Origin of the sequence: Stenotrophomonas sp. Br8 (assembly GCF_014763005.1) — a bacterium.
In the GTDB taxonomy this organism is placed as follows: Bacteria; Pseudomonadota; Gammaproteobacteria; order Xanthomonadales; family Xanthomonadaceae; genus Stenotrophomonas; species Stenotrophomonas lactitubi.
In genome coordinates, this window is sequence record NZ_JACGTN010000004.1 from 93,050 (window position 1) to 118,274 (window position 25,225).

Annotated in this window: 21 protein-coding genes; 18 read left to right on the plus strand and 3 right to left on the minus strand. The window is 67.8% G+C overall.

The genetic code is table 11. The features are described from left to right. The 15 genes from H3005_RS04315 (at position 1) to H3005_RS04385 (ending at position 16,123) form a co-directional block, all read left to right on the plus strand. Positions 1-942, plus strand: a complete 942-nt coding sequence (locus H3005_RS04315; RefSeq protein ID WP_100553991.1) for an acyltransferase — start codon at positions 1-3, stop codon at positions 940-942. Next, positions 932-2,482, plus strand: coding sequence for an aromatic amino acid ammonia-lyase (locus H3005_RS04320; RefSeq protein WP_100553990.1), 1,551 nt, complete (start codon positions 932-934; stop codon positions 2,480-2,482). Before H3005_RS04315 ends, H3005_RS04320 begins: the two co-directional genes overlap by 11 nt. Continuing rightward, the gene (locus H3005_RS04325) at positions 2,469-2,900 is read left to right on the plus strand and encodes an acyl-CoA thioesterase (protein ID WP_100553989.1); all 432 of its coding nucleotides are present in this window, start codon (positions 2,469-2,471) and stop codon (positions 2,898-2,900) included. The genes H3005_RS04320 and H3005_RS04325 overlap by 14 nt, the downstream gene beginning before the upstream one ends. Continuing rightward, positions 2,897-3,526, plus strand: coding sequence for an outer membrane lipoprotein carrier protein LolA (locus H3005_RS04330; RefSeq protein ID WP_100553988.1), 630 nt, complete (start codon positions 2,897-2,899; stop codon positions 3,524-3,526). Before H3005_RS04325 ends, H3005_RS04330 begins: the two co-directional genes overlap by 4 nt. Continuing rightward, complete coding sequence (locus H3005_RS04335) at positions 3,519-5,864, plus strand: MMPL family transporter (RefSeq protein ID WP_191077613.1); 2,346 nt, start codon at positions 3,519-3,521, stop codon at positions 5,862-5,864. The genes H3005_RS04330 and H3005_RS04335 overlap by 8 nt, the downstream gene beginning before the upstream one ends. A gap of 62 nt (positions 5,865-5,926) precedes the next feature. Continuing rightward, entirely contained in the window at positions 5,927-7,201 is a 1,275-nt protein-coding gene (locus H3005_RS04340) for an NAD(P)/FAD-dependent oxidoreductase (RefSeq protein ID WP_100553986.1), read from the plus strand. Beyond that, positions 7,189-7,743 carry a DUF3261 domain-containing protein gene (locus H3005_RS04345; RefSeq protein ID WP_100553985.1) on the plus strand — a complete coding sequence of 185 codons (555 nt, stop codon included), beginning with the start codon at positions 7,189-7,191 and terminating at the stop codon, positions 7,741-7,743. The genes H3005_RS04340 and H3005_RS04345 overlap by 13 nt, the downstream gene beginning before the upstream one ends. Then, the gene (locus tag H3005_RS04350) at positions 7,740-8,927 is read left to right on the plus strand and encodes a beta-ketoacyl-[acyl-carrier-protein] synthase family protein (protein WP_191077614.1); all 1,188 of its coding nucleotides are present in this window, start codon (positions 7,740-7,742) and stop codon (positions 8,925-8,927) included. Before H3005_RS04345 ends, H3005_RS04350 begins: the two co-directional genes overlap by 4 nt. Next, on the plus strand, positions 8,924-9,382 hold the full coding sequence (locus H3005_RS04355; RefSeq protein WP_191077615.1) for a hotdog family protein: 459 nt from the start codon (positions 8,924-8,926) through the stop codon (positions 9,380-9,382). The genes H3005_RS04350 and H3005_RS04355 overlap by 4 nt, the downstream gene beginning before the upstream one ends. Then, positions 9,379-10,110 carry a 3-ketoacyl-ACP reductase FabG2 gene (locus tag H3005_RS04360; protein ID WP_191077616.1) on the plus strand — a complete coding sequence of 244 codons (732 nt, stop codon included), beginning with the start codon at positions 9,379-9,381 and terminating at the stop codon, positions 10,108-10,110. The genes H3005_RS04355 and H3005_RS04360 overlap by 4 nt, the downstream gene beginning before the upstream one ends. After that, positions 10,110-11,348: a beta-ketoacyl-ACP synthase gene (locus H3005_RS04365; RefSeq protein ID WP_025877989.1), complete on the plus strand. Its 1,239-nt coding sequence runs from the start codon at positions 10,110-10,112 to the stop codon at positions 11,346-11,348. The genes H3005_RS04360 and H3005_RS04365 overlap by 1 nt, the downstream gene beginning before the upstream one ends. 37 nt (positions 11,349-11,385) lie before the next feature. Next, positions 11,386-11,826 (plus strand): hypothetical protein, encoded by a 441-nt coding sequence (locus H3005_RS04370; protein WP_025877987.1) that lies wholly within the window; start codon positions 11,386-11,388, stop codon positions 11,824-11,826. A gap of 55 nt (positions 11,827-11,881) precedes the next feature. Continuing rightward, entirely contained in the window at positions 11,882-12,382 is a 501-nt protein-coding gene (locus H3005_RS04375) for a hypothetical protein (RefSeq protein WP_191077617.1), read from the plus strand. Between the two features lie 149 nt (positions 12,383-12,531). Next, positions 12,532-12,792, plus strand: a complete 261-nt coding sequence (locus tag H3005_RS04380) for a YcgL domain-containing protein (RefSeq protein WP_165378427.1) — start codon at positions 12,532-12,534, stop codon at positions 12,790-12,792. Further along, positions 12,785-16,123, plus strand: coding sequence for an ankyrin repeat domain-containing protein (locus H3005_RS04385; RefSeq protein ID WP_191077618.1), 3,339 nt, complete (start codon positions 12,785-12,787; stop codon positions 16,121-16,123). Before H3005_RS04380 ends, H3005_RS04385 begins: the two co-directional genes overlap by 8 nt. A gap of 119 nt (positions 16,124-16,242) precedes the next feature. Here H3005_RS04385 and H3005_RS04390 read toward each other — a convergent pair whose 3' ends face one another. Then, a complete protein-coding gene (locus H3005_RS04390) occupies positions 16,243-18,021 on the minus strand; it encodes a monovalent cation:proton antiporter-2 (CPA2) family protein (RefSeq protein WP_191077619.1) in 1,779 nt (592 codons plus the stop codon). Between the two features lie 342 nt (positions 18,022-18,363). Here H3005_RS04390 and mgtE point away from each other — a divergent pair, with 342 nt between their 5' ends. Both mgtE and H3005_RS04400 read left to right on the plus strand, forming a co-directional pair. Continuing rightward, complete coding sequence (gene mgtE, locus H3005_RS04395; RefSeq protein WP_100553978.1) at positions 18,364-19,734, plus strand: magnesium transporter; 1,371 nt, start codon at positions 18,364-18,366, stop codon at positions 19,732-19,734. A gap of 173 nt (positions 19,735-19,907) precedes the next feature. Beyond that, entirely contained in the window at positions 19,908-22,628 is a 2,721-nt protein-coding gene (locus tag H3005_RS04400) for a bifunctional acetate--CoA ligase family protein/GNAT family N-acetyltransferase (RefSeq protein WP_191077620.1), read from the plus strand. 448 nt (positions 22,629-23,076) lie between these two features. Here H3005_RS04400 and H3005_RS04405 read toward each other — a convergent pair whose 3' ends face one another. After that, positions 23,077-23,457: a YbjQ family protein gene (locus H3005_RS04405; protein WP_100553975.1), complete on the minus strand. Its 381-nt coding sequence runs from the start codon at positions 23,455-23,457 to the stop codon at positions 23,077-23,079. Positions 23,458-23,502: 45 nt separating this feature from the next. Here H3005_RS04405 and H3005_RS04410 point away from each other — a divergent pair, with 45 nt between their 5' ends. Further along, positions 23,503-24,210, plus strand: a complete 708-nt coding sequence (locus H3005_RS04410) for an alpha/beta hydrolase (RefSeq protein WP_100553974.1) — start codon at positions 23,503-23,505, stop codon at positions 24,208-24,210. Between the two features lie 121 nt (positions 24,211-24,331). Here H3005_RS04410 and dkgB read toward each other — a convergent pair whose 3' ends face one another. Next, positions 24,332-25,141, minus strand: coding sequence for a 2,5-didehydrogluconate reductase DkgB (dkgB, locus tag H3005_RS04415; protein ID WP_100553973.1), 810 nt, complete (start codon positions 25,139-25,141; stop codon positions 24,332-24,334). Between the last annotated feature and the right edge of the window lie 84 nt (positions 25,142-25,225).

Below are 25,225 nucleotides of genomic sequence, written 5' to 3' on the forward strand. Positions count from 1 at the left end.
ATGAGCCGCGCGCAGAACGCCACGCACTGGGCCGATATCGGCGAGTCCACCTCGGTGGCCGGCGTGCTGTTCCTGTGCTGGGTGCATCGCTGGTTCGGGCGCTGGCCGTTCCGCCTGTGCGTATGGCCGGTGGTGGCCTGCCATTGGCTCGGCAACCGCGTCGGTCGCCAGGCCTCGATGCAGTACCTGCAGCGGTTGCAGGCGCATACCGGCGCGCTGGGCCATGCGCCGACCCGGCGCGACAGCCTGCGCCACTTCTTCAGCTTCGCCGACACGATGCTGGACAAGATTCTCGGCCTCGGCGGCCGCTATCCGCCCGAACGCATTCACCTGCAGCGCGATCTGGTGCTGGGCAAGATCGCACGCCGCGAAGGCGGCCTGATCCTGACCGCGCACATCGGCTGCCTGGAGTTGTGCCAGGTGCTGGCCGAGCAGGTGCCGGGGTTCCGCATCACCGTGCTGGTCCACACCGCGCACGCGCAGCGCTTCAACCGCCTGCTGCAGCGGCTGGACCCGCTGGCTGCGGTGGAGCTGGTGCAGGTCACCGAAATGGGCCCGGCCACGGCTGTGATGCTCGCCGAAAAGGTTGCCTCCGGTGGTTTCGTGGCCATCGTCGGCGACCGCGTGCCGGTGCAGGGCGGGCGCAGTGTGATGGCCGATTTCCTCGGCCACCGTGCGCCGTTCCCGATCGGCGCCTACGTGCTGGCGGCAGCGCTGGGCTGCCCGGTCTACACGATGTCGTGCCTGCACCAGGGCGACGGCTATCGCGTGGCCTTCGAACAGTTCGCCGAGCGTGTGGTGCTGCCGCGCGGTTCGCGCGATGCCGCACTGGCCGAACAGGCGCAGCGCTTGGCGCACTGGCTGGAACTCCAGGTCATCCAGTCCCCGTTGGACTGGTTCAATTTCTTCCCCTTCTGGGATCAGGCTCCTCATGACGATTGACGCCGTACCCGTGTGCCGTTTCGGCGATGCACCGCTGACCATCGAAGACGTGGTCGCCCTGGCCCAGCGCACGTGCGAGGCCGCGCTGAGCGATGTGCCGGCATTCCGCGCCCATATCCAGCGTGGTGCCGACTTCCTCGACCGCCTGCTGCGCGAGGATGGCGTGATCTATGGCGTGACCACCGGCTACGGCGATTCGTGCACGGTGAACATTCCGCCGGCACTGGTCGCCGAGCTGCCGCACCACCTGTACACCTACCATGGCTGTGGCCTGGGCCGTTACCTGGACCCGGCCGAGACCCGCGCCGTGCTGGCTGCGCGCCTGGCCTCGCTGGTGCGTGGCATGTCCGGTGTCAGCGTGCCGTTGCTGGAAGGCCTGGCCACGCTGCTGCAGCACGATGTGCTGCCGTTGATTCCCGCTGAAGGCTCGGTGGGTGCCAGTGGTGACCTGACCCCGCTGTCGTACGTGGCAGCCGTGCTGTGCGGTGAACGCGAGGTGCTGCACGACGGCCGCGTGCAGCCGGCTGCCGATGTGCTGGCGAAGATCGGCATGACCCCGCTGAAGCTGCGGCCGAAGGAAGGCCTGGCGATCATGAACGGCACGGCGGTGATGACCGGCCTGGCCTGCCTGGCCTGGCAGCGCGCCGATTATCTGGCACGCATGGCGACGCGCCTGACCGCGTTCAACGTGCTGTCCAGCGACGGCAACGCGCACCACTTCGATGAAACCCTGTTCGCCGCCAAGCCGCACCCGGGGCAGTCGCGCATTGCCGCGCGCCTGCGCAGCGACCTGCACAGCGAGCGCCCGCCGCGCAACGAGCAACGCCTGCAGGACCGCTACTCGCTGCGCTGCGCGCCGCACGTGATCGGGGTGCTGGAAGACACCCTGCCGTTCCTGCGCCAGCTGATCGAAACCGAGCTGAACAGCGCCAACGACAACCCGCTGATCGATGCCGACGGCGAGCGCATCCTGCACGGCGGCCACTTCTACGGCGGTCACATCGCGCTGGCGATGGACACGCTGAAGAACACCGTGGCCAACATCGCCGACCTGCTTGACCGGCAGCTGGCGCTGGTGGTCGATGCCCGCTACAACCATGGCCTGCCGGCCAACCTGTCGGCGGCCAGCGGCCCGCGTGCGGCGATCAACCATGGCCTGAAGGCGCTGCAGATCAGCGTTTCGGCGTGGACGGCGGAGGCACTGAAGCAGACCATGCCGGCTTCGGTGTTCTCGCGCTCCACTGAATGCCACAACCAGGACAAGGTCAGCATGGGCACCATCGCCGCGCGCGACTGCCTGCGCGTGATCGAGCTGACTGAACAGGTGGTGGCGGCCATGCTGATCGCCGCCCGCCAGGGGCTGGCGCTGCGCGAACGGGTTGGCATGAACGCGCAGCTGCATGGCAGTCTGGCCGACATGTACGCCGACCTGGGGCAGCGCATCGCCCTGGTCGAAGAGGACCGCGCGCTGGATCGCGAACTGCGGGAACTCCTGGTGGAGATCCGCGCGCAACGCTGGGAGCTGTATGTCGGTGAATGAAGGCAACGAACTGGTCGGCGAAATCGAGCTGGCCCCCGCATTTCATGACTGCGATCCGATGAACGTGGTCTGGCATGGCAACTACTTCAAGTACTTCGAGATCGCCCGTTGTGCGTTGCTGAAGCGCTACGACTACGACTATCCGCAGATGCTCGAATCGGGCTACCTGTGGCCGGTGGTCGACGCACGGGTGAAGTACGTGCGGCCGTTGCTGTTCAACCAGGCGCTGCGCGTGCGCTCGCGCATCGTCGAGTGGGAGAACCGGCTGAAGATCGAATATGAGATCCTCGATGCGGAAAGCGGCCAGGTGCTGACCCGCGCGATGACCATCCAGGTCGCGGTCGACGCGGCCAGCAAGGAAATGCTGTACCAGTGCCCGCCGGTGCTGTGGCAGCGTCTTGGAGTGCCTGCCCCGTGATCCGATCCCTTCGTCTTCCGCGCGTGCTGCTGTGCGCGCTGCTGCTGGTTGCCGCGCCGCTGCTGCAGGCAGCTGATCCCACCGTCGATGCCATCACCCAGGCCGTCGCCCGACCGGACGTGCTGCGCGGGCAGTTCACTCAGGAAAAGCAGGTCAGCGGCTTCAAGAACCCGCTGCGCTCGCAGGGCCAGTTCGTGGTCGCGCGCAAGCATGGGGTGATCTGGTCCACGCTCAAGCCGTTCCCGTCCGAGGTGGTGGTCACCGCCGACCGCATCCTCAGCCGCCAGCGCGATGGCAGCACCCGCGTCGAACTGGACGCGCGCCAGCAGCCGGCGATGCGCTCGGTCAACGCGATCATGTTCGCGTTGATGAGCGGCGACGTGCAGGCACTGTCCAGCCAGTTCAATGTCGAGGCCACGCGTGAAGGGCAGGGCTGGCGACTGAAGCTGACGCCGAAGTCGGCGATGCTGGCCAAGGCCTTCCAGTCGCTGACCCTGCAGGGCGACCGTTACGTGCGCGTGGTCGAGATCGTCGAAGCCAACCAGGATCGCACCCGCATCCAGTTCACTGCGCTGAGCGAAGCGCCGGCCACGTTGAACGCCGACGAGGCGCGCCGCTTTGAGTGACAGCGCCGCGCCGGATCGCCTGCGTCGCTGGTGGCACTGGCTGGGCATCGCCTGGCTGCTGCTGTTGCTGGTGCTGGGCGCGCAGCAGTGGCGCCTGTGGAGCCAGGAATCACGGATCGATACCGACATCCTCGCCCTGCTGCCGCAGGACGCGCATGACCGCCTGCTCAGCGACGTCACCCGGCGCATCGCCGATGGCAGTTCGCGGCAGGTGGTGGTGCTGCTCGGCAGCGCCGACGGTGCCGCTGCCAAGCGCGCGCAGGCGGCGTTCGCTGCGGCAATGGCCAGTGATGCCGACAGCGCGCTGCTGGTGCCCAGTGGTTCGATCGAAGGCTGGTTCGATGACGCGCGTGCGTTCTACGCACCATACCGCGACCGCCTGCTGACCCCGGCCCAGCGCGAGCAGCTGCAGCAGGCCGAACCCGCTGCGCTGGCCGAACAGGCGCTGGGTGCGCTGTACGGACCGATGGGCGCGCCGCACCTGACCGAGTGGCGGCAGGATCCGCTGTCGCTGTGGCCGCAGTGGTGGCAGCAGCAGGCCCAGGGCTCCGGTCTGCGCCTGGGCGATGACGGTCTGCTGGAGGCCGAGGGCAAGCACTGGGCGGCACTGCAGTTCGATACACCGGGCTCGGCCTTCAGGCTGGATGGCGAGCGCCATCTCGATGGCCTGCTCGAACGCGCCGGAGAGGTGGCCAAGGCCGCTGCGCCGGACCTGGAGATCCTGCATGCCGGCGTGCCGCTGCATGCCGAAGCAGCCGCGGTGCAGGCCAATCAGGAAATCAACACCATCGGCTGGGGTTCGCTGGCGGCGGTGCTGCTGCTGGTGTGGCTGGCATTCCGCTCGCTGCGGCCGATCCTGCTGGTTGCCGCCTCGCTGCTGATCGGCTGTGGTGTGGCGCTGGCGGTGACCGTGCTGGTGTTCGACAAGGTGCATGTGCTGACCCTGGTGTTCGGTGCTTCGCTGGTTGGCGTGGCCGAGGACTACGGCATCCACTGGTTTGCTTCGCGCCAGGCCGAGCCGGCCGACCGCCGCTGGAAGCTGCTGCGGCATCTGTTGCCGGGGCTGTGGCTTGCCCTGCTGACCAGCGCGCTGGCGTACCTGGCGTTGGGCCTGGCGCCGTTCCCCGGCCTGCGGCAGATGGCGCTGTTCTCGGTGGTCGGTCTGGCCGCTGCCTTCCTCACGGTGATCTTCTGGTTCCCGTGGCTGGACGGTGGCGAGATCCGTACCACCCGCTTCGCGCAGTGGCTGGGCAATACGCTGGAGCGCTTCCCGCGCCTGCACGGGCGTCGCCCGGTGGCGATCTTCCTCGGCATGGCCGCACTGGTGTCGGCCATCGGCATCGCCCGCCTGCAGAGCAATGACGACCTGCGCAGCCTGCAGTCGTCGCCACCGGCGCTGATGGCCCAGCAGATCCGCCTCAGCCAGCTGCTGGGCATGCCCAGCCCGGCGCAGTTCTACCTGGTGCAGGGCAGCGATGCCGCACAACTGCTGCAGCGCGAAGAAGCGCTGACCACGCGCCTGCGTGAACTGACCAGCGACAAGCGCATCGGCGGTTACCGCGCGATCAGCGACTGGCTGCCGTCGCCTGCGCGGCAGCAGGCCGATGCGGCGCTGACCGCCCGGGTGGAACCGGGTGTACTGGCCGCCGTAGGCGAAGCGGTGGGCGAGCCCTTGCAGCGCCCTGCATTCGCGGCGGCGCCGCTGAGCGCAGAGGCCTTCCTCGCTTCGCCGGCGTCGCAGCCGTTCCGCCACCTGTGGGTGGGCAACGTAGGCGGGCAGATGATCAGCGTGGTGATGGTCGATGACCTGTCGCGTGCCGATGCGCTGGCCACCCTGCGTGGCGCTGCCGAAGGCCTGGACGGCGTGCGCTGGGTCGACCGCACCGCTGATTTCTCGCAGCTGCTGGGCCATTACCGCAAGCTGATGGGCGGCCTGCTGCTGGTCGGCATCGCGCTGGTGTTCGGCGCCCTGTGGCTGCGTTATCGGCGGCAGGCCTGGCGCGTATTCGCCCCCACCCTGGTGGCCGGTGCGCTCACCCTGGGCCTGCTTGGCCTGTTCGGCCAGCCGCTGCAGCTGTTCAATGTGCTGGCACTGATGCTGCTGCTGGGCATGGGCATCGACTACGGCATCTTCCTGATCGAGCACCGCGGCGACGCCAGTGCCTGGCTGGCGGTGTGCGTGGGTGCGGCCAGCACCTGGCTGTCGTTCGGCCTGCTGGGTCTTTCGCAGACGCCGGCGCTGCGCGCGTTCGGGCTCACCCTGCTGTTCGGCATCGGCCTGGTCTGGCTGATCTCGCCGCTGTTCCGGCCGCCACCGCATGATGTTCCGCCGGCCTGAGCGGACACGCTTCATTCCGATTCCTCCGCTTTTCCACCTGATCGAGCAACAAGGACGCACCGATGACTACTGCTGTGGATGCCGCTGATTCTTCCAGCCACGAAGACGTGGAACGTACCGAAATCCTGATCATCGGTGCCGGCCCGGCCGGTTCGGTGGCCGCGGCGATGCTGCGCCAGCAGGGCCGCAAGGTGCTGATGCTGGAACGCCAGCAGTTCCCGCGCTTTTCCATCGGCGAGAGCCTGCTGCCGCAGAGCATGGAATACATCGAGGCGGCGGGTCTACTGCAGGACGTGGTCGAGGCGGGCTTCCAGTACAAGAACGGCGCAGCCTTCGTGCACGGGGAAGCACGCACCGCGTTCGACTTCAGGAAGAAGTTCTCGCCGGGCTGGGGCACTACCTACCAGGTGCAGCGCGCCGACTTCGACAACGTGCTGGCGCGCGGCGCCGAGCGCATGGGCGCGACCCTGCGTTTCGGCGATGAAGTGCTGGCAGTCGAGCCGGGCGAACAGCCGGTGGTGAACGTGCGCCGCCCGGATGGCAGCGAGTACCGCATCGAAGCAGATTTCATCCTCGACGCGTCCGGCTTCGCGCGGCTGCTGCCGCGCCTGCTCGACCTGGAATCGCCGTCCAATTTCCCGGTGCGTGGCGCGATCTTCTGCCACGTGCGCGACAACATCCCGGCCGAAGCGGATTTCGACCGCAACAAGATCCTGATCACCACCCATCCCGAGCACATCGACGTCTGGTACTGGACGATCCCGTTCTCCAACGGCTGCTGCTCGCTGGGTGTGGTTGCCGAGCCGTCATTCTTCGAGCGCTACGAAGGCGACGATCTGCAGAAGCTGCAGGCCATCGTCGGCGAAGATCCGAACCTGACCTCGCTGCTGGCCAACGCCGAATGGGCAGTGCTGCCGGTACGCCGCATCACCGGCTATTCGGCCAACGTCAGCTCGCTGTGGGGCCCGGGCTATGCGCTGCTGGGCAACGCCGGCGAGTTCCTCGATCCGGTGTTCTCCTCCGGCGTCACCATCGCGTTCAAATCCGCGCAACTGGCCAGCGAATGCCTGAAGCGCCGCTACGCGGGCGAGACCGTTGACTGGGAAAACGACTTCTCGATTCCGCTGCGTGCCGGCGTGAAAACCTTCCGCCGCTTCGTCGAAAGCTGGTACCAGGGCGGCTTCCAGAAGATCATCTACCACCCCGACCAGCAGCCGCAGGTGCGCGACATGATCAGCTCCATCCTGGCCGGCTACGCCTGGGACACCAACAATCCGTATGTGGCCGACGACAGCGGCCGCCGCATGCGTGTGCTGGAGGAACTGTGCAGCGCCTGATCGTCCGCCTTTCTGCGGTCCTGCTGTGCCTGCTGCTGGCCGCCTGTGCCAGCCGCATGCCGCGGCCGCTGGTCGAACTGCCGCCGTTGCGGCTGGCACCGTCCAGCCTGCCGGCGCCGTTGGCCCTGCAGCAGCAGCTGCACTTCCGCTTCGGCAGCCACGAGCGTGATCTGGACGCGCTGCTGGAGGCTGACGCGCAGCAGGTGCGGCTGGCCGTGCAGGCGATGGGCCAGACCGGCGTGCGCCTGCAGTGGGATGGCCAGCAGCTGACCCAGCAGCGTGCACCGTGGCTGCCGCCACAGGTGCGCGCCGAACGCGTGCTGGACGACCTGCAGTTCGCACTGTGGCCGACCGACGCCATTGCCGCCGCGCTGCCGGCCGGCTGGCAGGTGAGCGATGACGGCCGCCTGCGCAGTCTGTCGCGCGACGGCACCGTGTGGCTGCAACTGCAGCGCCTGGCCGATGGCAGCGTGCAACTGGACAACCGCGCCGAGGGCTACACCCTGCGCATCGAATCGATCGACATGGCCGGCCAGCAATGAAGAGCGCGCCCATTTTCCTCAACGACCTCGGCGTGGTCTGCGCGTTGGGTGACGGCCGCGCCGCGGTGGCGGCTGCGCTGTTTGCCGATGCGCCTGGCGGGCTGAGCGACAACGCCACCCTGCTGCCAGGTCGCACCCTGGCGCTGGGCGAAGTGCACAGCCCCTTGCCGACGCTGGAAGCACTGCCGGTGTCCCTGCGTGGCCGCAACAACGCGCTGCTGGACGTGGCCCTGGCGCAGATCGCGCCGGCCGTTGCCGATGCCATCAGCCGTTACGGCGCCGAGCGCGTGGCCGTGGTGCTGGGCACCAGTACCTCGGGCATCGGTGAATCCGAACAGGCACTGCGTACCCGCGCCGAGCACGGCCATTGGCCCGAAGGCTTCGACTACGCGCAGCAGGAAATGGGTACCGCCGCGCAGTTCGTGCGCGAGCGCAGTGGCGCGCTGGGCCCAGCCTGGACGCTGTCCACGGCCTGTTCGTCCAGCGCCAAGGCGTTGATGTCGGCTGCGCGCATGCTACGTTCGGGCATCGTCGATGCGGTCATCGCCGGTGGTGCCGATTCCCTGTGCCGGTTCACCGTCGCCGGATTCAGCGCGCTCGAATCGGTCTCCGCCGTGCGCTGCAATCCGTTCTCGCAGCATCGCTGCGGGATCAACATCGGCGAGGGCGCCGCGCTGTTCCTGCTGACCCGCGAACCCGGTCCGGTCAGCCTGGCCGGTTGGGGTGAGTCAGCCGACGCGCACCATATGTCCGCACCGGACCCGCAGGGTCTGGGCGCCATCGATGCCCTGCAGCAGGCGTTGCAGCGTGCTGGCTGGGCAGCTTCTGAAGTGGATTATGTGAACCTGCATGGCACTGCGACCGGCCACAACGATGCGATGGAAAGCCACGCCGTGGCGCAGGTACTGGGCACCGATGTGCCCGCCAGCTCGACCAAACCACTGACCGGCCACACGCTGGGTGCGTCCGGTGCGATCGAAGCGGCGCTGTGCTGGATCCTGCTGGCCGAGAATCCGCAGCAGCAACTGCCGCCGCACTGGTGGGACGGCGTGGCCGATCCGGCGCTGCCGGCGTTGCCGCTGGTCGCCCCGGCGACCTTCCTGCCGCAGCTGCCGCGGCGGGTGCTGAGCAATTCGTTCGCCTTCGGCGGCAGCAATGCCGTGCTGGCACTGGAGCGCCGATGAACATGCCGTTGTATGCCATCGAAGAAGTGGTGCCGCACCGCCAGGACATGTGCCTGCTGGACCGCATCCTGCGCTGGGACCAGGACGGCATCGAAGCGGAACTGGTGGTGCCCGAGGCCGGCCTGTTCATCGAAGACGGCGCTGTTCCGGCATGGGTCGGCATCGAATACATGGCCCAGGCCATCGCCGCCTGGGCCGGCTGCCGTGCGCGCACGGCCGGCAACCCGCCGCAGCTGGGCTTCCTGCTCGGCAGCCGGCGCTATGCCAGCACGCGCAGCAGTTTCCCCAGCGGCACCCGCCTGCAGGTACAGGCGCGTTGCGAACTGTTGGGCGACAATGGATTAGGGATGTTCGCCTGCCGCATCCTGGCAGGCGAAGAAGAATGGGCGGTTGCCAACGTGTCGGTGTTCGAACCGGCCGACTCGATGGCCTATCTGGAGAGTGGACAGGCATGACAGGGAATCGAAGCGTGCTGGTGACCGGCGCGAGCCGGGGCATCGGCCGGGCCATTGCGCTGCGTATCGCGCGCGATGGCTTCGACGTGGTGGTGCATTGCCGCAGCCGTGTGGAAGAAGCACAGGCAGTGGCTGACGAGATCCGGGCACTGGGCCAGCAGGCCCGCGTGCTGGCCTTCGACGTGGCCGACCGTGCCGCCGCGCGTGCCGCGCTGGAAGCGGACGTGGAGGCACATGGCGCCTATTACGGCGTGGTGTGCAATGCCGGCATCGCCCGTGATGGCGCCTTCCCGGCACTGTCCGAGGACGACTGGGACCAGGTGATCCACACCAATCTGGACGGCTTCTACAACGTGCTGCATCCGCTGATCATGCCGATGGTGCGGCGGCGCAAGCCCGGCCGCATCGTCACCCTGTCCTCGGTGTCCGGCGTGGCCGGCAACCGTGGCCAGGTCAATTACAGTGCGGCCAAGGCCGGCATCATCGGTGCCAGCAAGGCATTGGCGCTGGAACTGGCCAGCCGCCAGATCACCGTCAACTGCGTGGCCCCTGGCCTGATCGAGACCGACATGCTCAACGAAGAAGTGGTCGAACACGCATTGAAGCTGATCCCGGCCGGCCGCGTCGGCCGTCCCGAGGAAGTGGCGGCGACGGTCGCGTTCCTGCTGTCCGAGCCGGCCGGCTACATCACCCGCCAGGTGATCTCGGTCAATGGAGGGATGATCTGATGGCCGCCGATCGTCGCGTGGTGGTCACCGGTGCCGCCGCCATCAGTCCGCTCGGCCACGACTGGCCGACCATCCAGGCCCATCTGCGCAGCTGCCGCAACGCGGTGCGTTCGATGCCGGAATGGGATGTATATGCGGGCCTGAACACCAAGCTTGCCGCGCCGGCGCAGGACTACGAGCTGCCGCCGAACTACAACCGCAAGACCACCCGCTCGATGGGCAAGGTCGCGATCATGTCGGTGCGCGCCACCGAGGTCGCCCTGCGTGAGGCAGGCCTGTTCGAGCACCCGGTGCTGCGCAGCGGCCGTACCGGCGTGGCCTACGGCTCATCGTCGGGCAGCCACGAGGCCACCGGCGAATTCGGCCGCATGCTGCATGAGTTCACCACCGACGGCATCAGCGCCACCACCTACCTGAAGATGATGAGCCACACCGCGCCGGTCAACATCGGCGTGTTCTTCGGCTTGTCCGGGCGTGTCTACACCACCTCCAGTGCCTGTACGTCGGGCAGCCAGGGCGTGGGCGCGGGCTACGAAGCGATCCGCAGCGGCAAGCAGACGGTGATGGTGGCCGGTGGCGCCGAGCAGCTCGACGCCACCGCCGCGGCCGTGTTCGACACCCTGTTCGCCACCAGCACGCGCAACGATGCACCGCACACCACTCCGCGCCCGTTCGATGCCGGCCGTGACGGCCTGGTGCTGGGCGAGGGTGCCTGCACGCTGATCCTGGAGGATCTGGAGCACGCGCAGGCACGCGGCGCGACCATCCTTGCCGAGATCGTGGGCTACGGCACCAACAGCGACGGCCAGCACGTCACCCAGCCCAGCGCCGACACCATGGCCCAGGCCATGCGCCTGGCGCTGGAAGACGCCGGCCTGCAGCCGGCGCAGATCGACTACGTGAACGCCCACGGCACCGCCACCGACCACGGCGACATCGCCGAGACCCAGGCCACCGCCCAGGTGTTCGGCAGCCGCGTGCCGATCAGCTCGTTGAAGAGCTACGTCGGCCACATGCTGGGCGGTTGCGGTGCGTTCGAAGCCTGGATGAGCATCGAGATGATGCGCGCCGGCTGGTTCGCGCCCACCCTGAACCTGGTCGAGGTGGACCCGCGCTGCGGCCAGCTCGACTTCATCACCGGGCAAGGCCGCGAGCTGCAGGCCGAGTACGTGATGAGCAACAACTTCGCCTTCGGCGGCATCAACACCTCGCTGGTGTTCCGTCGCTGGAGCGCGTGATCCCGCCGTACCCGCACCTCAACAAGGAGACGTTCCGATGCGCCGCACTCTGCTGATCGCCACTGCCACCGCGCTGCTGGCCCTGACTTCCACCGCTTCGGCGCGCGATACCCGCGTTGAGCAGTCCCTGCGCGAACTGATCAGTTCGCAGGCCGCCAAAGATGCCGGCATCGACGGCAGCGTGCGCTTCTACCTGGCCGGCCAGCCGGTCAGCGTGCAGCAGCGCCTGGGCGAAGACGTGACCAACAAGAAGACCAACGCCGCCAACAAGAGCGACGTCGAGGCCTGCAACTGGGTGGCCCTGTCGGCGCTGCTGGCCCTGCAGGACGGTGCCAAGTCGCGCGGCGCCAACGCCGTGGTCGACATCGTCAGCTACTACAAGAAGAACGAATTCAAGAGCGCGACCAACTACGAGTGCTGGGCCGGCACCTTTGTCGCCGGCGTGGCCTTGAAGGGCACCTACGCCAAGGTCAAGTAAGCCATCGCTGCCCCCGGCACCGGGTGCCGGGGCAACGTTCCACAGGGGGAACAGCATGAAAGTGATGACTGCCGCTGCCTTGGCAGCGGCTTTTGCGTGCGCGCCTGCACTGCAGGCCCAGGCCGCGGATGCACCCATCCGCATCGCGGCCGATATTCCCTACCGCACCGACGTGGGCGGCGAACTGATCCGCAGCGAATGCCGGTTCGGCAGCTATCTCAGCGACAGCATCGTGCGCCATGCGGCCGGCAGGGTCGTGGCCGCGCCGCTGGATGGCAGCGAGAGCAGGCGCCTGGACATCGTGGTGACCAAGGCCCATGCCGCCGGTGGCGGTGCCATCTCCGGGCCGAAGTGGGGCCGCATCTATGGCGAACTGAAGGAGGACGGCCGCGTGGTCGGCAATTTCAGCTTCAAGCGCACCACCAGCCGGCCCTTCACCTTCCGCGCCTGCACCACGCTGAAGCTGATCGCCGAAGCGCTGGGCGGCGATGTGGCGCGCTGGCTCGAACAACCCACCCTGGATCCGCTGATGACCGAAGACGTGGCGGCCAACTGAGCGTGCCCGCTGGCTGAACGGCGTCGCCACATTGCTGAACCTCACCGGGGAAACGCCGTCGATCGCGCCGCCATCGTCGCGTGACGGCTTTCCCCGGTGTCGGCTTTCCGACACAATCACGGCTCTTCCCGGGTTATCGTCCCGTGGACATGCACGCCTACGTCTATAAAAGCCAACTCAAGCCGGACACCTACGTCTATCTCGCCCGACGCGATGACTTCAGCGCTTTGCCTGCGCCGCTGTCCGCGTCGTTGGGTGCGCTCGTCTTCGTGCTGGAAGTGACCCTGGACGCGCAGCGCCGGCTGGCCCAGGCCGACCCGGCCAAGGTGCGCAGCGAACTGACCGAGCGCGGGTTCTACCTGCAGGTGCCACCGTCGGTGAGCAGCATGATGCTGCGCCACTATGACTGAGCTTTCCCGATCCCGCGCCCTGTCGCTGGCCTTCACCCTCGGTGCCTTGCTGGCGCTGGGTTCTGCGCTGGGTGGCCTGCCCGGTGCGGTACTGGCGGCCCTGGCGCAACCGGCGTTCGCACTGGGAATCTCGTGGTGGCGACGCAGCCGCACGCTGCTGCCGCCGAAGGTGATCGCCCGCCAGGACCTGCCGGCGCTGCTGGCACTGTGGACCGCAGCGCCGTTGCTGCTGGCCCTGCTGCTGGCCTGGCCACTGGCCGCGCTGCGCGACAGCGGCAGTCTTGCCGCGGTGCTGGGCCTGAGCGTGCTGGTCAGCGCCGGCCTGCTGGCGGCCTGGCGCACCTGGCCGCTGTGGAACGATGTCGAGCGTCTCGATGGTGGCCTGGCCCAACATTGGCAGGCGTTGGCCGGTCGTGACCTCAGCGCCTGGCGTGGCCTTGGCGCGGCAGCACTGGTGATGGCCCTGGCGGCACTGGTGGTACTGCCGACCTGGCCGGACCTGCTGCCGGAAAGCGCACGTTGGCCGTCGGCACTGGCGGTGCTGCTGCTGTCGCCGCTGCTGCACCTGCTGCTGCAGCGCATTGCACCGGCGCCGCTGGTCTCGCTGCGCAGCCCGCTTGGCGCGGAACTGCCAGTCGATCGCGAAACGCTGTTCAGCGCGGTCGTGGACACCACGCCGCTGGAAGCTCTGGCGCCGCAGGAGCTGACCCCGGCCCTGTACGAAGCCGCGCGCCACGGCCGCATCGATCGTGCGCTGCAACTGCTGCAGGCCGGCGCCGATCCGTATTCCCTGCCTGACCCGAACTGGCGCGACCAGCGCAGCTTGGCAGTGCTCGCCGCCGTCCTGCCGGACCTGCGCCTGCTGCGTGAGCTGATCGGCCGCGGCGTCGATGTGAACGCGCCGCATCGCGGCATGACCCCGCTGCTGGCCGCGACCCGCGACAGCTGGCATGGGCGGCCGGAAGCGGTGATGACCCTGCTGGCCAACGGTGCCGATTCGCGCGCCACCGACAGTGAGGGCAATACGCCCCTGCACCATGCCGCGCGCAGTTCCGACCCGGGCGTGGCTGCGCTGCTGCGTGACGCGGCCGCTGAAGTCGACGCACTGAACCGTGATGGCTGGTCGCCGTTGGCGGTGGCCTGCCAGGTCGGCAACTGGCGCCTGGCGCGCTTCCTGCTGGAGCGCGGCGCCCGCAGCGAACCGGCTGACGGCACCCCGGTGCTGCTGGCCGCGGCCGCTACCGAAGACGATGATCCGGCCGGCGTGCAGCTGCTGCTGAAGCACAAGGCACGTGCCGACGCACGTGACCGCCAGCGCCGCAGCGCGCTGCACGAAGCGGCATTGGCTGGCCACGTGGACATCATCGGCGTGCTGCTTGCCGCCGGTGCCAACCTGGAAGCGCGCGATGCGCTCGGCCGTACCCCGTGGCTGGAAGCTGCACGTGCCGGTCGCGCGGCCGTGGTCGAGCACCTGCTGCCGCACAAGCCCGACCTGGTTGCAGTCGACACCGATGGCCGCAACGCGGTGCTGCTGGCAACGATGGCCGAGGACGTTTCGCCGCTGTTGATCAAGCGCCTGCTGGAACTGGGCATCGCCGCCGATGGCAGCGATCCGGCCGGCCGACGCGCGGTGGACTACGCCGCCGAAGCCGGTCGCTGGGCGATCGTCGCCCTGCTGGATCCGTCTTACCCGTTGCCTGCCGCCGTCAGCGATGGCCTGACCGAGCGCGGTGAGACGGCCAGTGCCAGCGGTCTGCTGCCCGATCGCCCGCCGCTGACCCTGCTGCGCGAGGCGCTGGGGTTCGGCAATACCGATGGCATGGCCGCACTGGCCAGGCTGTGCCAGCCGGAAGAACTGGGTGGTCTGCTGCTCGATCCGGAGCTGGCGCTGGAGCCGCGCGCGGTCGACTGGCTGCTCGCCCACGGTGCCGATCCGTACGTGCGTGACGCCTGTGCCGATACACCGATGTTCGCGCTGCTGTCGCGTGGCATCGATGCCGTGCCGGCCCTGCAGGTGATGCTGCAGCATGGCCTGTCGCCGGCCGGCCGTGGTGGCCTGGCGCGTTTCCTGGCCGCCTGTGCGCAGCACGACCAGGCGGCGCGTGGCCTGGAACAGCTGGCGCTGGAGCTGCTGGAACGCGGCGCCGATCCGTTTGCTGCCTCGCCGGCCGGTGATCCGCCGCTGTCACTGGCCGTGCGTCTGGGCTGGCTGCGCCTGCAGCAGGCGCTGCTTGCCACTGGCGTGGACCGCGAAGCACGCGACAGCCATGGCATGACCGCCTTGCATCTGGCCACCGCACTGGCGCGCGAAAGCGCCCTGAAGCTGCTGGTGCAGCACGGCGCCTCGCCCGAAGCGCGTGCTGCCGACGGGCAGACGCCGCTGGGCGTGGCGCTGTCGATCGGTCGTCGCGATCTGGCTGATTGGCTGGACTGGCGGGTCTGGCCGCTGCCGCGCAGGACCCTGCGCGAAGGCGATCTGCCGGCCGCCGCGATGGCCGGTGATGTCGATGCCGTGCGTCGTTTGAATGATCTGGGCTTTGCCATCGACGCCGTCGACGCGCAGGGCTGCACCGCGCTGCTGCGTGCTGCCGGCGGTGGCCATCTGGCCGTGGTCGACCTGCTGCTGGCGCGCGGTGCTGATCCGCAGCATGCCGCTGCCAGTGGTGCGACGCCGTTGTCGGCGGCGGTCAGCATGCGCCAGGTCGATATCGTCTCAGCCCTGCTCGATGCCGGGGCGCAGCTCGAACACCGCCTGCCAGGCGGGGTCACCGTGCTGATGCTGGCCTCGGCGCTGGGCCTGCCGGACATCGTGGCGCGCCTGCTCACCGCCGGTGCCGACGTGCATGCCGGCGATGCCCAGCAGCTGGCGCCGCTGCACTGCGCAGCCCTGTATGGCTTCAGTGCGCGCGACCGTTCGCGCCTGCTGGCGCTGCTCGATACCCTGCTGCTGGCCGGTGCAGAGCCGGACCAGGCCGCTGCCGGTGCGGTCACGCCGCTGCTGCTGCTGATGGGCGCGCGCGCCGAACCGGGCACCGCCTGCGACGAGCAGGTGGTGATGGCCGCTGTCGAGCGCCTGCTGGATGAAGACGTGAGCCTGGATGTGCGCGATCCGCGTGGCTTCGGTCCGTTGCACCTGGCCGCCCTGCACGGGTTGCCGCTGCTGGTGCAGCGCCTGCTGCGCGCCGGTGCCGATCCGGAAGCGCGCGATGGCTTGAACCGCAGCCCGCGCGAGATCGCGGTGATGCGCGGCTTCATCGACGTCGCCGCCGAGTTCGAGCCGCGCGTGCCGGGCGTATCGTCGATGGCCAGGTTCCTGCGCGACAACGGCTGAAGGTCGCACTCCATAGGGTGGGTGCCGACCGTTGGTCGGCAGGATGCTTTCAGTAGATCCACGCCATGCGTGGATGATCGCCGCGCACGGAAACAAAAACATCCACGCATGGCGTGGATCTACTTGTCGTCGCTTTCCGCGTCCGCTTCGAACAGGTGCATCAGGTCGTTGCGCGCATCGCGCGAAGTCTGGATCACCGCCGCCTCGTCGTCGTAGACCAGGTACTGGTCGCGCAGCAGCTTCTCGTCGTGTTCGCGGAACTGCTGCACATGGCGCTCGGCCACGTTCGGGGCCACGCCCAGCGCGGTCAGCACGCGCCCGCTCATTTCCAGGCTGGTACCGAACACTTCGCGGAACGGTTCGGCCGACATGTCCATCAACCGCCACGCATGCTGGCGGTTGCGTGCGCGTGCCAGCACCGTCGCATCTGGATACAGGCGGCGCACCATGCGCACCGCGCGCAGGTTGGTCTCCGGATCGTCCACGGTGATCACGAACACGTCGATGTGCTCGCCACCGGCGGCGCGCAGCATCTCCGGCCGGGTCGGGTCGCCGTAGTACAGCTGGTTGCCGAAGCGGCGCAGGTCGGCCACGGTGTCCGGGTTCGCTTCCAGCGCCACGAACGGCACCTTCTGCGCGGTCAGCAGGCGCGCGATCACCTGGCCGAAGCGGCCCATGCCGGCAATCAGCACCTTCGGCCGATTGTCCGGCGCCACCTTGTCGGCCTCCGCCGCCTGCCGTGGCGCGACCTTCTCCTCGCCGAGCAGGCGCAGCAGGGCGATCATCAGCAACGGGGTGATCGCCATCGACAGGCCGACGATCGCCACCAGCCGGTCATGGTTGGCATTACCCAGCAGGTGCGCGCGCTGCGCTTCGTTGAACACCACGAAGGCGAATTCGCCGCCCAGCCACAACACGCTGCCCAGCAGCAGCGACTGCCGGGAACTGAGCTTGGCGATGCGGCCGATGGCGTACAGCAGGCTGAACTTCACCACCAGCAGGATCGCCACACCCGCGGCGATCATCCACGGTTCGGCGGCGATGCGGTCCAGGTCGATGCCCATGCCCACCGCGATGAAGAACAGGCCCAGCAGCAAGCCCTTGAACGGCTCGATCTGCGATTCCAGCTCGTGCCGGAATTCCGAATCGGACAGCAGCACGCCGGCCAGGAACGCCCCCAGGCTGGGGCTCAGGCCGGCTTCCTGCATGAACCAGGCGGTGCCCAGCACTACCAGCAGCGCCGTAGCGGTGAACACTTCCGGGCTGCGGGTGCGAGCGATGATGCCGAACAGACGGCGCAGCACCGGCCGTCCACACAGGATCACCACTGCCAGCGCGCCCAGCGCCACAGCTGCATCTTCCCAGCGCAGTGTCTCGTTCTTGACCCCACCCAGCAGCGGAATCGCGGCCAGCAGCGGAATGGCGATCAGGTCCTGGAACAGCAGGATGGCAAACCCCAGCCTGCCATGGTCGCTGTTGATCGCTTTGTGCTCGGACAGCAGCTGCAGGCCGACCGCAGTCGACGACAGCGCCAGCGCCACGCCCACCACCAGCGCGCTCTTCCACTGGAAGTGATCGAGCAGCAGCAGGCCGCCCAGCACCAGCCCGGACAGCGCCACCTGCGCTGCGCCCGCACCGAACACCGAGCGCCGCATCACCTTCAGGCGGGCAGGGGACAGCTCCAGCCCGATCACGAACAGCAGCATGACCACGCCGATCTCGGCCGCGCCGAGGATGCGGTCGGCATCCTGGACGAAGCCGAGGCCATCCGGCCCCAGCACCACGCCGGCCGCCAGGTAGCCCAGCACCGCGCCGAAGCCGAACTTCTTGAACACCGGCACCGCGATCACCGCGGCCAGCAGCAGCACCAATGCCAGTTCCAGACCACCGCTATGCATGGGAATACCTGGTCATCGGGAGGCCGGCTGTGCGTCCGTTCGGCGGGGGGAAGCGCGGCGGATGCCACCTGGCCATTATGCGCGCGCGGCTGTGTACGCACGAGAACGGCAGTGGGCCGCTTGCCCGGTCACCGGCCGCGGGTTGACCTGCACCGACCGCAGGTCCAGACTGCCCGCCGCTGCCGGCATGTCCGTCAGTACACCCTTCCGGAGTCCCCAACCCATGTCCAGCGACAGTAGAAGTCGACCTCGGTCGACGCCAGCGATGGCCACCGCCTGACATCGGGACGGTTTGCCTGCGTTGGCGTTGCGCGATGTCGCACCCCATGAAGGCGAATCACCATGAACCAGAAGCAATTGCTGCGTCCGGTGGCCGATGCCGCAGCATTGTCGGCACCGCTGGCGAACTACAACACCGCCGACGCGGTGGAATTCCTCAACACGCTCGAACTGCAGCGCGCCGCCGAGACGCTGGCCGCGCTGTCGTTGCCACGTGCAGTGAAGATGCTGGAGGCGCCGGAGCTGCACCGCAGCGGCGAACTGGTTGCCGCGCTGCCGCCGGCACGCGCCGCCGCGCTGCTGGGGTTGATGGCCGACGACCGTGCCACCGACATTGTCCACGAGCTGGATGAAGAAGAACGCGCGCGGCTGATTCCGCTGCTGGGCAACGAAGCCCGGCAGACCATCCAGAAGCTGCTGAGCTACCCGCCGAATACCGCCGGCGCGCTGATGACCACCGAGTTCGTCGCCGTGCCCGCCACCTGGACCGTGGCCCAGACCCTGCAGCACATCCGCCAGGTCGAGCGCACGCGCGAGACCGTGTATGCGATCTACGTCCTCGACCCGGCCAACCAGCGGCTGCAGCAGGTGGTGACCATGCGGCGGCTGATCACCGGTCTGCCGGAGGAATCGATCCTGGACGTGGCCCAGGTCAATCCGCCGGTGATGGTGGATGCGCAGATGGACCAGGAAGACGTGGCACGGCTGATCCGCCGCCACGATCTGCTGGCGATTCCGGTGGTGGACGCGCAGCAGCACATGCTGGGCATCGTCACCGTCGATGACATCCTCGATGCGCTGATCGAAGAGTCCACCGAAGACGCGCACAAGTTCGGCGGCATGGAAGCGCTGGACAAGCCGTACATGCAGATCGGCTTCTTCGAGATGCTGCGCAAGCGCGCCGGCTGGCTGAGCGTGCTGTTCGTGGGCGAGATGCTGACCGCCAGCGCGATGCAGCACTACGAGGACGAACTGGCGCGTGCGGTGGTGCTGACCCTGTTCATTCCGTTGATCATGAGCTCGGGTGGCAACTCCGGTTCGCAGGCCACTTCGCTGCTGATCCGCAGCCTGGCCCTGCGCGAGCTGCGCCTGCGCGACTGGTGGAAGGTCGCCCTGCGCGAAGTGCCCACCGGCATGGTGCTCGGTGCCATCCTCGGCTGCCTGGCCATCGTACGCATCGTGATCTGGCAGCTCGGTGGATTCCATGACTACGGCGAGCACTGGATCCTGCTGGCGATCACCATCGGCGCTGCGCTGGTGGGCATCGTTACCTTCGGCTCGCTGTCCGGGTCGATGCTGCCCTTCATCCTCAAGCGGCTGGGCTTCGACCCGGCCAGCGCCTCGGCCCCGTTCGTCGCCACCCTGGTGGATGTGACCGGCCTGGTGATCTATTTCAGCATCGCTGCGATGATTCTGCACGGCACCCTGCTGTAACGGGGGCGTCATCCACGCATGGCGTGGATCTACTGTAAGGGGGGCGTCATCCACGCATGGCGTGGATCTACTGGTCCTGGCCGCCGTAGTAGATCCACGCCATGCGTGGATGCGATGCCAGGTTCCTGCGCACGATCATGCCGCCGCAGCGCCGGTCCGTGTACCGTAGGCACATGAGTACCTACCACCTGCAGTCCGTGTTCCGTCCGCAGTCGGTCGCGGTGATCGGCGGCAGCCCGCGTGAGCGCTCGGCCGGCCGCGCAGTGATGCGCAACCTGCGTGGCACCGGCTTCCCCGGCAAGGTGGCATGGATCAACCCGCGCCACGCCGAGATCGATGGCATCCGCACGGTAAAGCGGTTGAAGGACCTGGACTGGGTGCCGGAACTGGTGGTGATCACCGCGCCGGCGGCGATCGTGCCGCAGGTGGTACGCACCGCTGCCGAACGTGGCGTGCAGGCCGCGATCATCCTCACTGCGCATCTGGGTGAGGGCCCAGGCTCGCCGTGGGCACAGGTGGAGGCCGCCGCGCGCGCGCATGGCCTGCGCATCCTCGGCCCGCACTGCCTGGGTGTGATCGCACCGCATGCACGGCTCAATGCCAGTATCGCCGCGCATTTCCCGCAGGCCGGCGACCTCGCGCTGATCTCCGAATCCTCGGCGATCGCCGCCGCCCTGGTGGAGTGGGGCGTGGCACGTTCGGTGGGGTTCTCCGCCGTGGTCTCGCTGGGCGACACCATGGACGTGGACTTCGGCGACCTGCTGGATTATTTCGCCACCGACTACCGCACGCGCGCCATCCTGCTCTACGTCGAGCAGATCAAGGACGCCCGCAAGTTCATGTCGGCCGCACGTGCCGCGGCGCGTGCCAAGCCGGTAGTGGTGGTGAAGTCCGGCCGCGCCGAACGGGTGCAGCCGGGCAGCGCCGATACTCACGTGCAGGCCCTGGCGCGTGCCGATGATGTCTACGGCGCGGCATTCAACCGTGCCGGCCTGCTGCGGGTGAGCGCGCTGGACGAACTGTTCACCGCGGCCGAATCGCTGGGCCGCCTCGGTACCTTCCCCGGGCGTCGCCTGGCCATCCTCAGCAATGGCGGCGGTGTCGGCCACCTGGCGGTGGACCAGCTGATCGCCCTGCATGGCACGCTGGCGCAGCTGTCCGACAGCACCGTGCAGAAGCTCGATGCGGTACTGCCGCAGGGCTGGTCGCGCAGCAACCCGGTCGACATCGTGGTCGATGCCGATGGTGATCGCTATGCCACGGCCATCGAGGCGCTGCTGGCCGACAACGAGAACGACGCGGTGCTGGTGGTCAACGTGCCCACGGCGTTCACCTCCTCGGCCGACGCCGCGCAGGCGCTGACCCGCACGCTCGGCCTGCGCCCGCGCCATCATCGTGACAAGCCGGTGTTCGCGGTGTGGCTGGGCAACGACGACCAGGCCACCGCCACGCTCAATGCGGCACGCGTGCCGACCTATCCCACCGAAGCTGAGGCCGTGCGCGGTTTCCAGCATCTGGTGCGTTACCGCGAAGCACAGAACGCGTTGATGGAAACGCCACCCAGCCTGCCGCAGGACTTCAGCGTGGACACCGTGCGTGCACGTGCGCTGGTCGAGGCCGCGCTGGCCAACGGTCAAGGCTGGCTGGATCCGCTGGCCACCCATGAACTGCTGAAGGCCTACGGCATCCCCTCTGCGCCGGTGATGCACGCGCGCGATGCGCACGAGGCGATGGACCTGGCGCAACCGCTGCTGGAGCGTGGTGCCACCGTCGCGCTGAAGATCCTGTCGCCCGATATTCCGCACAAATCCGAAGTGGATGGCGTGCGCCTCAATCTGGCAACGCTGCCTGCGGTGCAGAGCGCGGCCAAGGCGATCCTTGCCCGTGCACGGCAGCTGCGGCCGGACGCCCGCATCGACGGCCTGCTGGTGCAGCCGACCATCGTCCGCCCGAAGGCGCGCGAGCTCATCGTCGGCATCGCCGACGACGCCACGTTCGGCCCGGTGATCGTGGTCGGTCGTGGTGGCACGGCGGTGGAAGTCATCAACGACAAGGCACTGGCACTGCCGCCGCTGGACCTGCGCCTGGCCCACGAGCTGATCGGCCAGACCCGGGCCTCGCGCATCCTCAAGGCCTACGGCGATGTGCCAGCGGCCGACGAGCGCGCACTGGCGCTGGCGCTGGTCAAGCTGGCGCAGCTGGCAGCAGATATTCCCGAAGTGCGCACGCTGGACATCAATCCGCTGCTGGTCGACAGCAAGGGCATCCTGGCGCTGGACGCGCGCGTGGCGGTTGCGCCGTCGCGCATCCTGCACAAAGGGCGTGGCCATCCACGCTTCGCCGTGTTCCCGTATCCGAAGGAATGGGAGCGCACCATCGAACTGTCCGATGGCGGTCGCGCCTTCGTACGCCCGGTGCGGCCGGAAGATGACGCGTTGTTCCGCGCGTTCTTCGCGCGCGTCAGCGATGAGGATCTGCGCCTGCGCTTCTTCCAGTCGGTCAAGCACTTCAGCCACGAGTTCATCGCCCGCCTGACCCAGCTGGACTACGCGCGCTCGATCGCCTTGGTGGCTATTGAGCCGCGCACCGGCGAGATGCTCGGTGCGGTACGACTGCATGCCGATGCGGACTATCACCGCGGTGAGTACGGCATCCTGATCCGTTCTGACCTGAAGGGCCATGGCATCGGCTGGCGGCTGATGGCGATCATGATCGAGTACGCCAAGTGGCTGGGCCTGGACGTGGTGGAAGGCCAGGTGCTGCGTGAGAACAGCACCATGCTGGCGATGTGCCAGAGCCTGGGCTTCAAGACCCGGCTGGACCCCGACGATCCGACGGTGGTGATGGTGACGTTGCCGGTGCAGCAGGTGGAAGTACCCGACGTCCCAGTGTGATCGACACCTCGTTCATTTCACCTTGGTGCTTCTACTGGAACCAGAACTCCTCGATAACCTTGCTGCACGACTGATCCAGCTCCAGATGGAACGATTTGCGTTCCTGCGTGGACAGAGGATCTGCAAGATCGTCCTGATGCAGCACGGCAAAACCGCGGCCGCCGGATACGGGGGGCGATGTGGCTACGAGATACGTCGTCTTATTCCAAGCCCTGGTACGCCGGACGTAGGCCTCCACGACACGTACGCATTCGGGCTGCTTCTGCGCAGCCAGTATGGTGGCTCTTACCGCCGCAGGCAGCGCGGCCAGACCATCCCTGGCGGAGGCAACACCTGAGGAGGGAGGGCAGGCCAAGCAAAGGAACAGCACAATCGTTGGCACTCTGGACATCACTCGCCTCGCAGGGACGGTAGATCCTCACATCCATCATGGCAGGATTTTCGTGGGTTATCGCAGCGGCTCGACCACCACCGCCGTGCCATAGCACAGCACTTCGGTCAGCCCGGTCATCACGTCGGTGGCGTCGTAGCGCATGCCGATGACCGCGTTGGCACCCAGCTGCCGCGCGTGCTTGACCATGTCGCGATAGGTTTCCTCGCGTGCCTGCTCGCACAGCTCGGTGTAGATGGTGATGTTGCCGCCGAAGATGGTCTGGATGCCGCCAAGGAAGTTGCCCACGATCGAGCGCGAGCGCACGGTGATGCCGCGCACCACGCCCAGGTTGCGCTCGATGCGGTAGCCGGGCAGCTCGAAGGCGGTGGTCACCATCGAATCATCGAAGCGCGCTGCGGAGGTGGTGGGAGTGCCACTGTTGTAGGGATCGGCCATGGGTGTCTGGTCGTCTTGTGGGTTTGAAGGCGCCACAATACCGCCATGACCGACCGTATTCCCCTGCTCCTCCTCCCCGGCCTGCTCAACGATGCCGAACTCTGGCGCGCACAGCTGGCCGACCTGGCCGATATCGCCGACTGCAGCGTGGGCGACCAGACCCGGGGCGAGACTTTGCAGGCGGTGGCCGAGGACGTGCTGGCGCAGGCGCCCCCGCGATTCGCGCTGGCCGGTTTCTCACTGGGTGGCTTCGTCGCCCAGCAGATCCTGCGCACCGCGCCGGAGCGCGTGCTGCAACTGGCCCTGATCGACACCTCGATCCATGCCGACTCCCCGGAACGCGCCGAACAGCGGCGCAGCCAGCGTGCCAGCGTGCGCCTGCCGGGGAAGTTCCATGGCTTTGGCGATGTGCTGATGCGCAGCTACATTGATGCCTCGCGGCTGGACGACTACGTGCTGGTGCAGCGCGTGCGCGACATGACCGCGCGGTTGGGTGCGGAGGTATTCCTGCGGCAGAGCGCACTGGAACGGAGTGACGGCCACGACGTGCTGGCCGGCTACCGCGATCCGTTGCTGATCGTCTGTGGTGCGAACGACCGCATCACGCCCTTGGCGGTGAGCGAAGAGATACACGCGCTGGTGCCGCATTCGCAGCTGGTGGTGGTGCCCGATTGTGGGCACCTCGCGCCGATGGAAAAGCCGGAAGAGGTGAGTGCAGCGATGCGGGCGTGGCTGTTGCAAGGCGAGGATTGAATCCACGCTTCTGGTAGGTGCCGACCTTGGTCGGCACGGTGTTTCATCAATCGATCAGAGGAAAGCGCCGACCAAGGTCGGCACCTACCGGTAGCGCCGGGCCATGCCCGGCGGCTTTTGCTCAATCCCAGGCCGGCGCAATGCCTTCCGGATTTGCCAGGCGATGGCCGCGGTCCAGCTTGGCGATCTGCGCCATGTCGTCCTCGGTCAGGCGGATCGCTGCCGCTTCCAGGTTGCTGGCCAGGTTCTCACGCTTGGTCGACGACGGAATGACCGCGTAGTCCTGCTGCAGCGCCCACGCCAGCGCGACCTGTGCCGGGCTGGCCTGATGGCGGCCGGCGATGGCCTGGATCACTGGGTCCTTGATCACCTCGCCGTAGGCCAGGCTCATGTACGCGGTGACGCGGATGCCGTTGTCCTGCAGGAACTTCACCAGCAGGCGGTTCTGCAGGTACGGATGGATCTCGACCTGGTTGGTGGCGATGGCATCGGCACCGAGGATCTCAATCGCCTTGCGGGTCTGGGCGATGGTGAAGTTGGAGATGCCGATCTCGCGGGTCAGCCCCTGCGCCTTGGCTTCAGCCAGCGCGGTCAGGTACTCCTCCATCGGCGTGTCGACCTTGTCGTTCGGCGACGGCCAGTGGATCAACGCCAGGTCGACATGGTCGGTGCGCAGCTTCTCCAGGCTGGTGCGCAGGCTCGCCAGCAGTGCATCGCGCTTGAACTCGGTGATCCACACCTTGGTGGTCAGGTAGATCTCGTCACGCGGCACGCCGGACTCGGCGATGGCCTGGCCGACCTCGGCTTCGTTGCCGTAGATCTGCGCGGTGTCGATGGCGCGGTAGCCGACGTCCAGTGCGTTGCGCACCGAGTCGATCACGGTCTGGTCTTTCAGGCGGAAGGTGCCAAGGCCGAAAGCGGGGACAGTCATGGGGAACTCCAAAGCGGGGGAAGGAGGTGATTGCAAAGGGTAGGGCAGGGGCCGTGTGCATGCCGGCAACGGTGCATTGCGCTC

What these genes read in the sequence shown, in the direction of transcription:
- H3005_RS04315 (WP_100553991.1), top strand. Translation starts at nt 1, where the DNA reads ATGAGCCGCGCGCAGAACGCCACGCACTGGGCCGATATCGGCGAGTCC.
- H3005_RS04320 (WP_100553990.1), top strand. Translation starts at nt 932, where the DNA reads ATGACGATTGACGCCGTACCCGTGTGCCGTTTCGGCGATGCACCGCTG.
- H3005_RS04325 (WP_100553989.1), top strand. Translation starts at nt 2,469, where the DNA reads ATGTCGGTGAATGAAGGCAACGAACTGGTCGGCGAAATCGAGCTGGCC.
- H3005_RS04340 (WP_100553986.1), top strand. Translation starts at nt 5,927, where the DNA reads ATGACTACTGCTGTGGATGCCGCTGATTCTTCCAGCCACGAAGACGTG.
- H3005_RS04350 (WP_191077614.1), top strand. Translation starts at nt 7,740, where the DNA reads ATGAAGAGCGCGCCCATTTTCCTCAACGACCTCGGCGTGGTCTGCGCG.
- H3005_RS04355 (WP_191077615.1), top strand. Translation starts at nt 8,924, where the DNA reads ATGAACATGCCGTTGTATGCCATCGAAGAAGTGGTGCCGCACCGCCAG.
- H3005_RS04360 (WP_191077616.1), top strand. Translation starts at nt 9,379, where the DNA reads ATGACAGGGAATCGAAGCGTGCTGGTGACCGGCGCGAGCCGGGGCATC.
- H3005_RS04365 (WP_025877989.1), top strand. Translation starts at nt 10,110, where the DNA reads ATGGCCGCCGATCGTCGCGTGGTGGTCACCGGTGCCGCCGCCATCAGT.
- H3005_RS04370 (WP_025877987.1), top strand. Translation starts at nt 11,386, where the DNA reads ATGCGCCGCACTCTGCTGATCGCCACTGCCACCGCGCTGCTGGCCCTG.
- H3005_RS04375 (WP_191077617.1), top strand. Translation starts at nt 11,882, where the DNA reads ATGAAAGTGATGACTGCCGCTGCCTTGGCAGCGGCTTTTGCGTGCGCG.
- H3005_RS04380 (WP_165378427.1), top strand. Translation starts at nt 12,532, where the DNA reads ATGCACGCCTACGTCTATAAAAGCCAACTCAAGCCGGACACCTACGTC.
- H3005_RS04385 (WP_191077618.1), top strand. Translation starts at nt 12,785, where the DNA reads ATGACTGAGCTTTCCCGATCCCGCGCCCTGTCGCTGGCCTTCACCCTC.
- H3005_RS04390 (WP_191077619.1), bottom strand. Translation starts at nt 18,021, where the DNA reads ATGCATAGCGGTGGTCTGGAACTGGCATTGGTGCTGCTGCTGGCCGCG.
- mgtE (WP_100553978.1), top strand. Translation starts at nt 18,364, where the DNA reads ATGAACCAGAAGCAATTGCTGCGTCCGGTGGCCGATGCCGCAGCATTG.
- H3005_RS04400 (WP_191077620.1), top strand. Translation starts at nt 19,908, where the DNA reads ATGAGTACCTACCACCTGCAGTCCGTGTTCCGTCCGCAGTCGGTCGCG.
- H3005_RS04405 (WP_100553975.1), bottom strand. Translation starts at nt 23,457, where the DNA reads ATGGCCGATCCCTACAACAGTGGCACTCCCACCACCTCCGCAGCGCGC.
- H3005_RS04410 (WP_100553974.1), top strand. Translation starts at nt 23,503, where the DNA reads ATGACCGACCGTATTCCCCTGCTCCTCCTCCCCGGCCTGCTCAACGAT.
- dkgB (WP_100553973.1), bottom strand. Translation starts at nt 25,141, where the DNA reads ATGACTGTCCCCGCTTTCGGCCTTGGCACCTTCCGCCTGAAAGACCAG.